The following is a 14,531-nucleotide window of genomic DNA, read 5'->3' on the forward strand; positions in this document are numbered from 1 at the left end:
TGCTAGCGCCGTCAGCACGGCCGCCACCATACCTCTAACTACGGATTCCTTACCATTGATATCGGCATTCACGCGCTCACGCGCCGCGACCAGCAGGCGATACGCGTAACCCTCGCGCTGGAAATACCGGATGCACTCGCGCGTCAGTCTGTGGCCGAAACGGCGATAGACCGCCGATGTCCGCAGCTGGAGGGCCAGGTCCTGCACAGCCTTGTCGAACTGGTATCTGAGCTCGTGGTCCGGTCTCGCCGCCACTTCGTGCAGCAATGCGACTATGCCGTCAACGAATTTCCTGACGATCCACGCGTCGAACGGTGCAGGCGTGTATTTCGAGGCCTCGCTGAACTTCGCCTTGATCAGGTCCACGTTGGTCGACAGCCACGCTTCGAAGCCAGCGAGCCCCCGCTCCAGCAGCGGCTGATGATGATCGCCCTCGGTCAGCACCTTGAGAATCTCGCTAGCCGCGCGGGACACGTCGAGCGTTCGCAGCTGCGGCGCCGCCACGTGCTCGAAGAAGCGTGCGGCGTCTGCCTCGTCGATTCCATCGAACAATCGAGGCAGCGAATCGGCCACCACATCGCCGACCGCGCGGCTGTTCACCGGCTCGGCGAGCCACACGCCCAATGCCCCTGCGGCGTTATGCTCGATCAGCCTGCCGATGATGAGCTCTGGCGTGAGAAAGTTGGTCTCGACGAAGCTGCCCAGGCTTTCGGCAATGCGCGCCTGGTTCTCGGCAATGATCGCCGTGTGCGCGATGGGCAAACCGAACGGCCGCCGGAACAGCGCGACCACCGCATACCAGTCGGCCACTGCGCCCACCGTGCCGGCTTCCGCAAACGCCCGCACCCAGCCAAGCCACGGATGCTGCGCCTGCCATGCAACGCATGCGAGGAGCACCGCGACCATGACTGCGAGCAGGCAGGTCGCGATACGCTGCATCTGTTTGAGCCGTTGTATCTTGCGTGCATCCGATGCCGCTTGCGACACGCTCAGTAGGTCATTCTCGCCTTCACTCATGGTTCATGGCGTTCAGGCTATATCCTGCCGCAGGAAACGGCGCACGACGGGCGCCACCTCTTTCGCGCGCGCGACGAGGAACAGATGACCGTCGTCGATCACGTAAAGCGTCGCATTGCGAATTCGAGCCGCCAGAATCTTCGCGTTCGCCAGCGGCACAATGGGGTCGTCGTTTCCGTGCATCACGAGCGTCGGCTGACGCAAAGAGCGGAGCCACGGCAGGCTCGTCCAGCCGTACGCTGCGAGCAGTTGATAGAGATAGCCGCGACCGCGCGGCGCCTGAATATGTCGGCTATGCGCGTCGAGCAATTCCGGGTCACGGCGGTACACTCCGCCGTAGATCTCCGCACCCACTCGCTTCAGGTAGTCCCGATCGGTATAGCGGCGCGCACCGATCAGCTTCGAGAGCACCGAGAGCCGCGCCGGCACCATGATCATACCGGGCGAGGTCGCCGCGAGAATCAGCCTGCGGCAACGCTGCGGGTACAGGTGGGCGAATTGCTGCGCGAGCGCGCCGCCCCACGAAACGCCCAGCACGTCGACGCTCGCGTCGTGCCCCAGCCGCCTGAGTAGCTTCTCCGCCAGCACGCAGAGCGTCGAGAAGCGGTAAGGCATGAGCGGCGCGGGCGAGCCGCCGACGCCAGGGACATCGAAGATGACGACGCCGACGTCGCCGAGCGCCTCGACGAACGGCTCCACGAGTTCGAGGTTTGCACCGATGCCGTTGAAAATGAGCAGCGGCGGCGAAGCGTCGCTGCCGTGCCGCACGCCGACGCGCAATACCTGGCCATCCAGATCGACCGTCCGTATCTGCATGCCGCTGACCGAATCGCAGCTTGACTCCGGAGTGCCAGGCATTGCTTTCATCTTGTCGACCTCTCGACAGGACGCCTCACCACGCGATGCGTAGCTGGAAACATCGGCGTTTTTCATTGCCGCTTCCTTTCTATTTCTTCGACTGCACGAGCGCCTTCAGCTCCTCGACGTGCTCGGCCACGCGCTTCGTGACAACCGCAACGCTGTCCGATTGTGCCCGGTAAGCGGTATCGACGAGGTCCTGAATATCGGCGAGCGACTTCTTCACGGCCTGCTGGACCACTTCGCCGGTATTTGCGGCCGGCGCCGCATCTTGCGCCGCTGGCTTGGTGATGAGCGATTGCAGCCCGGAGATCGCCGATTGCAGAATCGCAACCTGCTTTTGCGCGATCGCCTGCACGCCGCTCAACGCGGCGCTGCTGGCGAGGCCGAGCGCTTCGATATCCTTGCGGCCCGACTCGAGAATGGCGGAGAGATCGATGCCAGGCAGTTTGAAGTGCGTGATTGCCTTCGTGTATTCAGCGAGAACATTTGCCGGTTGGGTCGTTTCCATGTTTAAGACTCCAGAGTGACAAACTACGTTGGTGAAGTGACGCTAAAAAAAGTAGCGGAAATTGTCACGCTTCGGAGACGTAGGTTCCGGGCGCATCGGCGAGCGGCGCGTGCCGGCGGTTGCCGAGCGATGCGGGTGCCGCTTTGCGCTCCCCGGAACGGCTCGCGATCCACTCGCGCCAGTCGTTCCACCACGAATCCTTTTCAGCCTGCGCCTTGTTGAGCCATTCGTCCGGATCGGCGGGCAGTTCCGGGTTCAGGTAGAACTTCGCCTTGGGATTGCCCGGCGGATTGATGAGGCTCTGGATGTGTCCGCTCGAACTGAGCACGAAGCGCGTATCGCCGCCGAACGTGCGCGCCGTGTTGTACACACCCTTCCACGGCGTGATGTGATCGGTGACGCCCGCCACCACGTATTTGTCGCATGTCACCTCGGACAGATCGATCGGTGTGCCGAGGACCGTGAACGCATGCCGCTTGCCGAGCAAATTGCCCGTGAAGATGTCGAGTAGCTGGCCATGGAAACGCGCGGGCAGGCGCGTGGTGTCGTTGTTCCAGTAAAGCACGTCGAACGCGGGAGGCGCCTTGCCCAGCAAATAATTATTGACCCAGTAGTTCCATACGAGGTCGTTGGGACGCAGCCAGGCGAACACGCGCCCCATCTCCTCGCCGGCAAGGACGCCACGCGCCAGGCTAGCCTGTTTCGCTGCCGCAATCGCTTCCGGTGTGGCGAACAGCCCGAGCTGCGAATCGGCGGTATTGTCAAGCAACGCCACCATCAGCGTGATGGCATTGACCGTCTTTTTACCGCGTGCCTTGAGGTGCCCGAGCAGCGCCGCGATCGTCATCGCGCCGGAGCATGCGCCGTGCAGGTTGACGTCCTCGCTACCGGTGATTTCCCGAATCGCCTTGATGGCCTCGAGGAGCGCCGCGACATAGGTGTCCATGTCCCAGTCGGCTTGTGCAGCCGTCGGATTGCGCCAGCTGACGGCAAACACCTGGAACTCGCTCTTCACGAGGTGGTTGACGATGCTCTTGCCTTCGGCAAGATCGAACACATAGTACTTATTGATCTGCGGTGGCACGATCAGTTGCGGGCGGCCGTAGACCTGCTCCGTTGCCGGCGCATACTGGATGAGTTCGAGCACTTCGTTGCAAAATACCACCGATCCCGGCGACGTGGCCAGATTCTTTCCCACCTGGAACGCGTTCTTGTCAACCTGTGCCGGCATGCCATGATTCTTCAGGATATCGAACAGTGCGTTTTTCAAACCACCCACCAGACTCAAACCGCCCGAATCGACGACATGCTTCAGCGCTGCCGGGTTGCCGAGCAGCATGTTCGTGGGCGAGAGCGCGTCTGTGAAGAGCGAGAGCACGAATTGCGCGCGATCCTTGCTTTTCGCGTCCAGCGCCGAGCGATCGACGAAGCCCGCGAGGGCGTTGCGCCATGCGAGATAGCCCTGAAGCGTCTTGCGGTACAACGAATTGTCCTGCCACGCGGGATCCGCGAAGCGCTTGTCGCCGGGCGGCGGCGCGCTTGGCGCATTGCCCGCGAGCGTGGCTATCAGTTCGCGCACGAGCGCCGCTTCCTGCTCCAGCACGAGCGCGGGCTGCCGCAGAGCCTGCGCACCGAGCCGCTGCGCCGTGGCCAGAATGTCCCATGGACGCAACCCCATCAATGGAGTCAGGCCGCACATGCCCTTCACCACAGACGGCACGAGGTCTTCCGAGTCGTCCTTTTTCACCACGCTTTCATTAGCTACCGTCATGCTGCCGCTCCTCCATCGACGTCGTTGTGTATCATTTCGCGCTTTCCCTATGCCGTCGTTTTGGCCGCGTCAGGCCACGAGCATCGCGAGCGTATCCGCTACCAGAGCCGGCTTTTCCTCGCCCTCGATCTGCAGTTCGTTCATCGTCTTGAGGATCACGCGACCGCCGCCCTTCTTCTCTACCGAAACCAGCGTCACGCGGTTGCGTACGCGCGCGCCAGCCTTCACGGGCGTCATGAAGCGCACCTTGTCCAGCCCGTAATTCAGACCGGCAGACGCGCCCTCCGGAATCAGCCCGATTTCCATTGCAAGCGGCGCGAGCAGCGAAAGCGTCAGATAGCCATGCGCGATCGTGCCGCCGAATGGGCTCTCGCGTTTTGCGCGCTCGGTGTCCACGTGAATCCACTGCAAATCGCCCGTACAGCGCGCGAACGCGTCGATGCGCGCCTGGTCCACGACGACCCAATCCGAAACGCCCAGCTCGCGGCCGATGAATTCTTCTATCGTGGCGAGGCGATAATTCTCGATGCTCATGTCATTTGCTCCACGGGTAAGGCGACTCAGGCGAACTGCTCGCGCAACCACTTTTTGTTGATCTTGCCGACGCTCGTCTTCTGGAGCGCATCGACGAACTTGACGGTTTGCGGCACGGCATATTTCGAAATACGGCCCGATTGACTGAAGGTCATCAGGTGCTGCTGAATGTCTCCCGCATTGACGGCGGCGCCGGCCTTGAGCACGACGAGCGCTACCGGACGCTCACCCCACTTTTCATCCTTGATGCCAATGACCGCCACTTCGTCGACGCCCGGATAGAGCGAAACGAGGCTCTCGATTTCCAGCGACGAAACCCACTCGCCGCCCGACTTGATCACGTCCTTCATGCGATCCGTAATCTGCAGATTGCCGGTCGGGTCGATATTCGCGATGTCCTGGGTATGCAGATAGCCGCCGGCCCAAAGCTGCGCCGAGGCATCGGGATTGTTCAGGTATCCCTGAGTCAGCCAGGGTGCGCGCGCAACGATCTCGCCGGTGGCGCAGCCGTCACGCGGCAAATCTTCCATTGCATCGTCGACAATGCGCAAATCGACGAGTGGAACCGGGAAACCGGTCTTGCAGCGCAAGCGCACCTGCTCATCGGGCTCGAGCGTTTCGGCGCCCACGGGTAGTTGGGCGAGGCTGAGCACGGGGCACGTTTCCGACATGCCGTAGCCGGCGAAAATATCGATGCCGCGCGCGAGGGCGTGGCGTGCGAGGCCGCGCGGCAGTGCTCCGCCGCCGATCACGACCTTCCACTTGCTGAAGTCCGCCGAGTCCGCTTGCGCGCAATTGAGCAGCATATGGAGAATCGTGCCCACGCAATGCGAAAACGTAACACCCTCGTCCTGTACCAACTTCACCAGTTGATCCGGGTGGTAGCGGCCCGGATAGACTTGCTTGACGCCAAGCACCGTCGCGATATAGGGCATGCCCCACGCATGGACATGGAACATCGGTGTGAGCGGCATATAGACGTCGCCACGGTGAAAGCGCTGGCCCGACACGGGGCTCGTCAGCGCTGCCATGACCGTGAGCGTGTGCAGCACGAGTTGACGATGCGAGAAGTAGACGCCCTTTGGCAGGCCCGTGGTGCCCGTCGTGTAGAACGTCGTGGCGCGGGTGTTCTCGTCGAAGTCGGGAAATGCGTAGTGCGCGGCGTGCTCCGCCAGCATCGCTTCGTACTCTGTGGAAAATGCGATCGAATGTGCAGCGGCATCGCTGCCCGGCTCGTCGATGTAGACGAACGTGCGCACGGTTTCGAGCTTCTCTTTGATGGAGTCGACGACGGGCAGAAAATCGGGGTGCACGAGCAGGACTTCCGCGCCAGCGTGATTGATCGTGTAGGCGATCTCGTCCGGCGAGAGACGCACGTTGACCGTCTGCAAGACGGCACCCATCATCGGGATAGCGAAATAACATTCCAGGTAGCGATGACTGTCCCAATCCATCACCGCGACCGTGTTGCCGTGCCGTACACCGAGTTTCTCCAGGCCGTTGGCGAGGCGTGCGATGCGTTCACGAAGCGTGGAATACGTCATTCGCAGTTGCCCGCGATAAACGATTTCCTGATCCGGCGCCTGAACGAATGGGGTATGCAACAGTTGCTTGACCAGCAGCGGGTAAGCGTAGGCCGGAGTTGCCGCTTCCTGCACGTCTTCCTGCATCGGAGTCTCCTCGTGTCCCGGTATGGATCGCGGGCTTGCACAGGTCAGACAGCGCAGTGACCGTGGCATCGCGATGAGTCCATCTTCGGTACGACCAGGGGTCCGAGCCATCCCCCGAACGGGGGAGCGCGGCGGGCGGGCCGGCAGTGGCTCCCACAAGTTACGGGGGTGGCCGCCCTGTCCCTACATTCATGCGGGATGGCGTGGTTGACGAGAAAACCTGCACGAGGAGCAAAGGCGCAGCGTGGCCGCGGCGCTTTGGCGCTCCAGGCATCGCGTACGTACACGACGCGTCATTCGGCACTCTGGTCCCGATTAACTGCCTGTCGATCGCATTCGGGCCTGGTATGCCGCAATCTGCTGATGACCTGCAGAGACGATCGAAACGCGGGCCAATACCTTGGACCTGCACGCAGCAATCGCCTCGTCGCACTGCCGTTGCATCGACCCCACGCCGAGGCCGCTGACCGATCAGAATTTCGTCTGGATGCCGACGCGCCCTACAAACTGATGATTGCTGCTCGACGGACCGAACGTGCCGCAGATGGCGGCATTCGCTCCCTCGTTCGCGATCTGCCTGGAGGTTTCCGCGTAGACCATCGTGCGTTTGGAGCGGCTGTACTGCGCCACGGCATTCATCTGGTGTGCGCCCCGTCGTCACGTCACGGAGCGAACACCGCCGCCTGGTCCTGCACGAGCGCGAGAACACGCAATGGGCTGCCAGATCCGCCCTTGATTTTCAGCGGCGCGGCCACGATGACCGCCCCCGTGGCCGGCAACTGGTCCAGATTCTTCAGACACTGCAAGCCATAGCGGTTGGAGCCGTGCATCAACGTATGGCACGGATACGGCACGGGCCAGGCGTAGGACTGGCCCGCGTCGGTATTGATCGTCTCCACGCCGAAACCGTGCACGCTGCGCTCGTGTATGAGCCACTCCACCGCTTCCTGCGTCGGACCCGGCGTGTGTGCGCCGTCCTCTTGCAGGTTGAGGAACGCAGCGGGATCGTTGCGCTTCGACCAGTCCGAACGAAGCAGCACCCATGCCCCAGCCGGGATGCGGCCGTGCTTCGTTTCCCACGCCTCGAGAAATGCGACAGTCAGAAGCCAATCAGGATTCGCAGAGACTTCCGCGCTGGCGTCGATCACGACAGCCGGCGCAACGAAGTTCTTCACGTCGATGGTGTCCACGGCGTTCTGCGCATGGTCTTTGCCGGTCACCCAGTGCACGGGCGCATCGAAGTGAGTGCCCGTATGTTCGCCGCACGAAAAATTGTTCCAGTACCAGCCCGGACCACGTTCGTCGTACTGACTGATCCTCTCCATCTTGAACGCCCAGACCTGGCCGAACTGCGGCGGCAATTGCAGGGCCGGGAATTCCGGCGACAGGGTTTGCGTCAGGTCCACAACGCGCACGCGACCGCTCGCCATATCGATCACCAGTTGTTCCAGACTGCTCGTCATGTTGTGCTCCGTTTTTCGTTCAATCGTCAATGAATGCGCCGTGTTTCGGCGTAGCCCGTGTCGCCGGCTGTCGGGTTGTCGTTTGCGTCTAATTATGTTTAGGCATAAACCAATTCATAATCATGGTTAACCCCTTTTTACCTGTGCCTTTGAAGGAGCGCATAGATGCGCGTGGTATGTTTGCGTTTCAACGGCCGCAGCCCTGATTGCAGCCCTTATCGATTGCAGGCGTTTTCCACGTATGAGTCATTCTCCCGCTAGCGGTTTTGTCGATAACTACACGCCTGCGCTGCTCGCGCAGGTCAGTCAACTGATCTCCGGCGAGTTTCACGTGATCGTCCAGGCAGCCGGCTTCGAGGTGTCCGACTGGCGTGTGCTATCCACACTTTCGGAAGGCAAGGCGATCAGCATTGGCCAACTCGCACAGATCTCCGTGACCAAGCAGCCCACCGTCACGCGCCTGCTCGACCGCATGGAAGCGCAGGGCTACGTGAAGCGCATCCCGCACGAAACGGACCGCCGCGTCACGCTCGTACGCATCACGCCACAAGGTCAGAAGCTCGTTTCCGGACTCATCAAGGAGGCGCGAGCGCACGAAGAGCGCGTGCTCGCGCCACTCGGCAAGGCGAAAGCGGAAGAACTCAAGACCACTTTGCGTCTGCTGCTCGATCTGCATCGGCCGCCGGCCTGATCCGGACACCGCGCGTTCACCTTCGGGCGGCTGCCACCGCGCCCTCGATCACCGTGCGCAGGTCCTCTGGAATCGCGATCGATTGGTGCGCATCGAGCGAAGTCGTTACGATGGTCTGGCGTGCTGCCATGCGCACCACGCCGTCCTCACCCGTGCACGCCCACGCGAGCGTGAGCGACTTCTGCCCAAGACGCTCGACGTCGAGCGAAAGCCGTACCGCTTCGCCCATTTTGCTGATTGCCTTGAAATCCACCTCCAGATGCACGGTCGGCATGCCCACCCGGCGTGCGCCGATCAGCCCGTGATAGCCTTCAGGCAAGAGCGCGTCGATCCAGGATTCGATCAGATCGTTGAAAAGCACGAAATACTGCGGATAAAACACGATTCCGGCGGGATCACACTCCGAAAAATGAATCTTGTGTTCGCGCTCGAATGTATGTTGGGTCATGTCTTTTGCTCGGTCCATGCTCGCAGCCCGCTCAAACCAGCGCGTGACGCATGAGCGCCGCGTTCAACTTGTAACCGTGTTCGTCGGCTAGCGCCGCATCGCGCAGCTCGCGCAATGTGGCGGGCGCGAGCCGAGCGCCGGCCTGGCGCACCGCCGCCATCAGCGTCTGGTAGTTCTTCAGGCCGCGCGCGTGCGTATCGCTATAGCCCTTCACGAGCCGCTGGCACCGCGCGACTTCGGTGGCGAGCGCGGGATTGTGTTTTGCGGACTCGACGATTTGGGCCAACCACGCTTCCACGCGCGCATTCTCCATCGCATAGCGCAGTGTGCGGCGGCGCATGGGGCGCAGGCTTGCGACGGCATACAGCATCAGGTAGCCGCGCAGCGAGCTGGTCTTGACGACGCGTCCCGACTGCGTGCACCGGCGCACGAGACGATGAACCCAATGCGGCCGTGCGAGCCAGCGGCCGAGACCGGCAGGCAGCGTCTCGCAGATTTCCTCGACACGCGGATGCATGAACTCGTTGATCGCCAATAACTGGTTGGTCTGCGCCTGCACTTCGCTGCGCACGCGCTCGAAGCGCGTGCCGCGCGTTTTCAGGTCAGCGACGCGTATCGTGTCTTCGTACGACATCCAGAGCGCGAGGTGGCGCGCGCATTCGCGCAACAGCGTGTCGTCTGCGGCAGGCAGTGCCGCGCGCAGCCCTGAAAGCCGGTCCAGATACTGGCTCGCGTAAGCGAGGTCCTGATAGTCGATCAGGCGGCGCACGCCGTCGAGCACGATCGCCTGAACGTCGATCGGAAATTCCTCGCGCACGCGCTCGACGAGCCGCCTCACCGCAGCATCGCGCGGCGCGGGTTGCAGGTCGTTCGCCGCGCTCGTCGCTTCGGGCAGGGCTTCGTCGCCTGCGCGATCGAATGCAAGGTCAAACGCGCGCAGGCTCGGCTTGACGCCCACGCCGCCGCGCGCGATCGTCTCCTCGAACTGGCTGCGGCTGAACGGCAGCACGCCCGTGCCGGCGAGGGCACCGAACAGCACCGCGCTGATCACGCTGCCGCTCGCGTGCGCGGCCTCGGCCATGTCGAAGCGCACGTAGCGCTTCGCGGCAGCGCTGGCGTGCGCGATGAGTGTTTCGCTGTCCACGCGGCCGTCGCCCAGTGCCGTTTTTTCGGCGATCGAATAGATGCGATGCGTGGACGAGATGAGCGTCGTGCGCTCCGGCGTCACGAGACCGCGTTGCACCGCGCGCCCCGCTTCCATCAACTCGGAGGCGAGCACCACATCCACGTCGCCCGGCAACGGCATCAGTGCAAGCACGGGGGCACGGTCTTCGCCTGAATCGCGAGGAAACAGTTCGACGTAGTAAATCGTCGCCCCGGTGCGCTGCGCCACGCCGGGAACCGAGGTGGTCTGGGCGTGGTAGCCGTTATGTTCACCAAGGTCGACGATCCAGTCGGCCAGTACGCCGCCCCCCTCGCCGCCCATGGCGAGGATCGCGATCTTGATCGGTTGAGACTTCATCGTGTATTTCCCGGTTCAGAATGCGTAGCGCGCGCGGCGCTGTGCCCCGCGGCGCTGCAGCCAGCCGATTACCATGTCGCGCACGCGCTGGCGCAGCTTGTCCGTTCGTGAAGGATTGCTGATGATCTGCGCGCGATAGAACGACGGACACAGGACCGCCGCGTGCGAGACTTCGCCGCACAAGCCACAGCCCACACAGCTGTCGAGCACGGTCGCCACGGGGTCGGTGCGCAGCGGGTCGGGGTTGGCTTTGATCGATAGCGACGGGCAACCCGAGAGCCGAATGCACGAATGATCGCCCGTGCAGGTATCCGAATCGACGCCGAAGCGCTCGCGCACCACCCGCTCGCCGGCCGCGATCGCCTTGCGCTGCTTCGGCTTCTCGCGCCGCTGCTTGTTCAACATGCATTCGCTCTGCGCGATCAGCACCTTTGGACCTTTCGTCGCTGTCGTCAGCGCCTCCTTGAGCGTGGCCTTCATGGCTTTCAGGTCGTAGGTGCGCCGCACTGTCCTGACCCACTTCACGCCAACGCCACGGACGGCCTCTTCGATCTCGTGGCCGGTGCTGCGCGTCGGATTGAGTGCCGTCGAGGAAAGGATGTCCTGACCGCCGGTCGCCGACGTGTAGCTGTTGTCGACCACCACCGTGAGATTGTCGCTCTTGTTGAACACGGCATTGGCGATGCCGCTCGTGAGACCGTTGTGCCAGAATCCGCCGTCGCCCATGACCGAGATCGCCCGCCTGGCCGCGGGTGCGTTCAGTGCCGCCGCGCTCGCGCTGCCGAGGCCGTAGCCCATCGTCGTCGCGCCGAGGTTGAACGGCGGCAGGATCGAGAACAGATGGCAGCCGATGTCGGCGCTCACGTGATGCGGCCCGATCTCTCGCTCCAGCAACTTCATCGCCGTGAAGATCGGCCGCTCGGGACAGCCGGTGCAAAACCCGGGCGGCCGCGCGTGCACGTTTTCATCGAGCGCGGGCAAGGCATCCGCGGTTGGCTGCGCTGCTTCGGGCGTGCCTGGCGATGCTGGCAATGCCAGCACGGGAATCACCTTGCGAGGCGCGGGTTGTCGTTCGAGTACACCGTATTGCTCGAAGAATGCACGCAGGCCCTTCATCACGGTCGCAGTGCTGTACTCGCCCGCGAGCGGCAGCACATCCTTGCCGTGCAGCGCGACCGCCACGCCGCGCTGGCGAAGAATGGCGCCTGCGTTCTGTTCGACGAAATTCGGCTGACCTTCTTCGATCACGAGCACCGCGCGTTTGTCCGCGCAAAAGCGCTCCCATTCGGAATCGATGAGCGGGTACGCCACGTTCATGACGTAGAGCGGAATCTTCGATTCGCCGTAGACGTCGGCAAGACCCAGGCGTTCGAGTGCACGCATCACGGTGTTGTAGCTTCCGCCCTGCACGGCAATGCCGATGTCGTGTGTCTCGCCGGCGAAGCATTCATTGAGCCCGCGCGACTCGATGAATTCGACGGCCGCCGGCCACCGCTGGTGAATCTTTTCGCGCTCGTGCAGAAAGCTCGCGGGCGGCAGTACGATGCGGTTGACGTCGCGTGCCGGATTTTCGAGTGCGTCCTTGATCGTGAACGCAGACCGTTTGTTATCCGAAGCAATGAACTGGCCGTGAACGTGACAGGCGCGAATGCGCAGTTGCAGCATGACCGGTGTGTTGCTCGCTTCGGACAGGTCGAAGCCGTCTTTCACGGCCTTCACGATGCAGGTCAGATTGGGGCGCGGGTCGAGCAACCAGATCTGCGACTTCATGGCGAAGGCGTGACTGCGCTCCTGCATGATCGACGAGCCTTCGCCATAGTCCTCGCCCACGATGATCAGCGCGCCGCCCATCACGCCGCCGGAAGCAAGATTGGCCAGCGCGTCCGATGCGACGTTGGTGCCCACCGTCGCCTTGAACGTGACCGCGCCGCGCAGCGGATAGTTGACCGACGCAGCCAGCGAAGCCGCTGCCGTCGCTTCGCTCGCGCTGTTTTCGAAGCGGATGCCGTGGTCGCCGAGGATGTCCTGGGCGTCGGCGAGCACGTCCATGAGGTGCGAGATCGGCGAGCCCTGATAGCCGGCCACATAGGCCACGCCCGACTCCAGCAGCGCCTTCGTCACGGCGAGTATGCCCTCGCCGCTGAATACCTCGCCTGCGCCGAGGCGCAGCTTCTTTACTTCCTCGACAAACGACCGTTCAGCCATGACCGTCCCCCTATATAGCCTTTCTATGGCGCACGACGCGTCGCCGTTATACGCAAGGCTATTTTAGTTGAAGAATCAATATTTCCATAATCATAGTTAACCCTGCAGCGCAGGCCAACATGATCAGCCCACGCGCGGCAACGCGGGACGTGCAGCGCCCGCGTTGCCGTTGCTGCCCCAATCCTCAGCGTGCTGCTGCCAGCGGCCCCGCAAGCGCCGTGTATTGCCCTTGCCAGTAGACGAGCGGGCGTGGCGCCGACTCGTCGCGCGCGAGCGCACGCACGCGGCCGATGATGAGGATATGCCCGTGGCGCACGAGTAGTTCCTCGACCTCGCAGTCCATGGCGACGACGCTGTCGGCGAGTAGCGGCGCACCGTCGGGCGTCATCCGCACCCATTCGTCGTCGCCGTAACGCGCGCCACCCTGCTCGCCGCGAAAACCCGTGAATCGCTCAGCGATCGCGCGATGCTCGACGCGCAGCAGGTTGACGCCGAAACGTCGCGTGCGCGCCAGCAATCCCGCCGACGAACTCGTCGCCTTGAGCGACGCGACCACCATGGGCGGCTCGGCCGAAAACGAAGAGACCGAGGTCGCCGTGAAGCCGCTACGCTCGTCGCCGTCCGCGACCGTCACGACGCAAACCGCGCCGGCAAACCCGCGCATCGCCTGCACGAAGCGCCCGGAGAGCGGCGCGGTGGCGTCCACGCGTTCAGGCCGCACGGCGCGTCTCACGCGGGCTGCGCAGCCCGTGTGCCTCCAGAATGGGCAGCACCGTGTCGCGGAAGTACGGGAACTCCTTCACGTAGTCCACGAACGACAGCGTCGTGCCTTTGAATCCGGCTTCCGCGAGCGAGATCAGTCCCGCTGCGACCTGTTGGGGCGTCCCGACGAGCGGGAAGCCGCCGTGCCCGGCCGCCATGCGGTCGCGGATCAGCGCGAGCAGGTCATGCGGGAACGAGTGCGCATTCGCAAACTGCAGCGCGACGAGGTTGTCGACGGCGCCCCAGTCTGCGTTGTCCTGGGCGAAGTACTGGAGATACTGGCGCGCCTGCTCTTCGGTCGGGCGGCAGACCACGTGCGAGAACGTCAGCACGTTCACCGTCTTGTTCGCGGCGACGGCTTTCTGCTTGAGCTCGGCGACCTCCTTGCGCGAACGCTCGAGGTCGATCGCCGGCGTAAACAAGAAGTTCGCATTGCCGATCGCGAAGTCGCGTCCTTCGCCCGAGCCCGCCGCGTTCAGAATCGGAGGACGTTCGCCGTTCCACGGACGCGGCAGGCCATAGATGTTCTTCAGCTGGAAATTCTCGCCTTCCCAGTTGAACGGACCTTCGTGGGTCCAGATCTCCTGCACGACGTCGAACCACTCCTGTGCATAGGCATAGCGCTTGTCGTGGCCCGCCGCGAGCGGCAGCCCGAGCGCCTCGTATTCGGGGCGGTTCCAGCCCGCCACGATATTCAGGCCGGCGCGGCCCGCGCCGATCTGGTCCAGCGTGGCGATCTGCTTGGCCACGACCACCGGATGGTTGGCCGCCGTGTGGATGGTCGCGAAGACCGTGAGGTTGCGCGTCTTGGCGAGCAGGCCGGCCGCCCACGTCATCGTTTCCAGCACCGAGCCGTGGAAGTCCGTCTCGCCGCCGTAGCCGATCCAGCGCGCGATGGGCAGCATGAAATCGATGCCGGCTTCGTCGAGCATTACCGCGAGCTTTTCGTTGTTCTCCCAGGAGTTATCCCAGCGCTCACCGATCTTCGTCACCGACATCCCGCCCGAGCAATTGGTCGCGAATGTGCCGAGAATGAAATCCCTGGTGTTCAGAATTCGTCTCATATCGATCCTGTCGCA

14 protein-coding genes are annotated in these 14,531 nt (G+C 63.1%); 1 reads left to right on the plus strand and 13 read right to left on the minus strand.

What is annotated here, in order from left to right; genetic code table 11:
• The 8 genes from BMI01S_RS30360 to BMI01S_RS30390 all read right to left on the minus strand — a co-directional run.
• The coding region (locus BMI01S_RS30360; protein ID WP_042291675.1) for a DUF445 domain-containing protein at positions 1 to 1,017 on the minus strand (1,017 nt) is incomplete at its 3' end.
• Positions 1,018 to 1,029: 12 nt separating this feature from the next.
• Positions 1,030 to 1,875 (minus strand): poly(3-hydroxyalkanoate) depolymerase, encoded by an 846-nt coding sequence (gene phaZ / locus BMI01S_RS30365; RefSeq protein WP_028232282.1) that lies wholly within the window; start codon positions 1,873 to 1,875, stop codon positions 1,030 to 1,032.
• A gap of 88 nt (positions 1,876 to 1,963) precedes the next feature.
• Positions 1,964 to 2,386, minus strand: coding sequence for a phasin family protein (locus BMI01S_RS30370; protein WP_028232283.1), 423 nt, complete (start codon positions 2,384 to 2,386; stop codon positions 1,964 to 1,966).
• Between the two features lie 64 nt (positions 2,387 to 2,450).
• Positions 2,451 to 4,157 carry an alpha/beta fold hydrolase gene (locus BMI01S_RS30375; protein ID WP_028232284.1) on the minus strand — a complete coding sequence of 569 codons (1,707 nt, stop codon included), beginning with the start codon at positions 4,155 to 4,157 and terminating at the stop codon, positions 2,451 to 2,453.
• A gap of 69 nt (positions 4,158 to 4,226) precedes the next feature.
• Positions 4,227 to 4,691 (minus strand): MaoC family dehydratase, encoded by a 465-nt coding sequence (locus BMI01S_RS30380; RefSeq protein ID WP_028232285.1) that lies wholly within the window; start codon positions 4,689 to 4,691, stop codon positions 4,227 to 4,229.
• Between the two features lie 26 nt (positions 4,692 to 4,717).
• Positions 4,718 to 6,361 (minus strand): fatty acid--CoA ligase, encoded by a 1,644-nt coding sequence (locus BMI01S_RS30385; RefSeq protein ID WP_028232286.1) that lies wholly within the window; start codon positions 6,359 to 6,361, stop codon positions 4,718 to 4,720.
• 471 nt (positions 6,362 to 6,832) lie between these two features.
• Entirely contained in the window at positions 6,833 to 7,000 is a 168-nt protein-coding gene (locus tag BMI01S_RS41195) for a hypothetical protein (RefSeq protein WP_154671381.1), read from the minus strand.
• Positions 7,001 to 7,023: 23 nt separating this feature from the next.
• Entirely contained in the window at positions 7,024 to 7,824 is an 801-nt protein-coding gene (locus tag BMI01S_RS30390) for a cyclase family protein (protein WP_028213507.1), read from the minus strand.
• Between the two features lie 241 nt (positions 7,825 to 8,065).
• On the opposite strand from BMI01S_RS30390, the gene BMI01S_RS30395 reads away from it, so the two are divergent.
• Positions 8,066 to 8,515: a MarR family winged helix-turn-helix transcriptional regulator gene (locus BMI01S_RS30395; protein WP_028232287.1), complete on the plus strand. Its 450-nt coding sequence runs from the start codon at positions 8,066 to 8,068 to the stop codon at positions 8,513 to 8,515.
• 16 nt (positions 8,516 to 8,531) lie between these two features.
• On the opposite strand, the gene BMI01S_RS30400 is transcribed toward BMI01S_RS30395, so the two are convergent.
• From BMI01S_RS30400 to BMI01S_RS30420, 5 genes are all read right to left on the minus strand, one after another.
• The gene (locus BMI01S_RS30400) at positions 8,532 to 8,963 is read right to left on the minus strand and encodes an acyl-CoA thioesterase (protein ID WP_028232288.1); all 432 of its coding nucleotides are present in this window, start codon (positions 8,961 to 8,963) and stop codon (positions 8,532 to 8,534) included.
• A gap of 31 nt (positions 8,964 to 8,994) precedes the next feature.
• Positions 8,995 to 10,485, minus strand: a complete 1,491-nt coding sequence (locus BMI01S_RS30405; RefSeq protein WP_028232289.1) for an indolepyruvate oxidoreductase subunit beta family protein — start codon at positions 10,483 to 10,485, stop codon at positions 8,995 to 8,997.
• A gap of 15 nt (positions 10,486 to 10,500) precedes the next feature.
• Positions 10,501 to 12,690, minus strand: a complete 2,190-nt coding sequence (locus BMI01S_RS30410) for a thiamine pyrophosphate-dependent enzyme (RefSeq protein ID WP_028213503.1) — start codon at positions 12,688 to 12,690, stop codon at positions 10,501 to 10,503.
• Between the two features lie 184 nt (positions 12,691 to 12,874).
• The gene (locus BMI01S_RS30415; protein ID WP_244145399.1) at positions 12,875 to 13,411 is read right to left on the minus strand and encodes a flavin reductase family protein; all 537 of its coding nucleotides are present in this window, start codon (positions 13,409 to 13,411) and stop codon (positions 12,875 to 12,877) included.
• Complete coding sequence (locus BMI01S_RS30420; RefSeq protein WP_028213501.1) at positions 13,401 to 14,516, minus strand: LLM class flavin-dependent oxidoreductase; 1,116 nt, start codon at positions 14,514 to 14,516, stop codon at positions 13,401 to 13,403. Before BMI01S_RS30420 ends, BMI01S_RS30415 begins: the two co-directional genes overlap by 11 nt.
• Between the last annotated feature and the right edge of the window lie 15 nt (positions 14,517 to 14,531).

Source organism: Paraburkholderia mimosarum LMG 23256 = NBRC 106338, assembly GCF_000739815.1.
Classification (GTDB): domain Bacteria; phylum Pseudomonadota; class Gammaproteobacteria; order Burkholderiales; family Burkholderiaceae; genus Paraburkholderia; species Paraburkholderia mimosarum.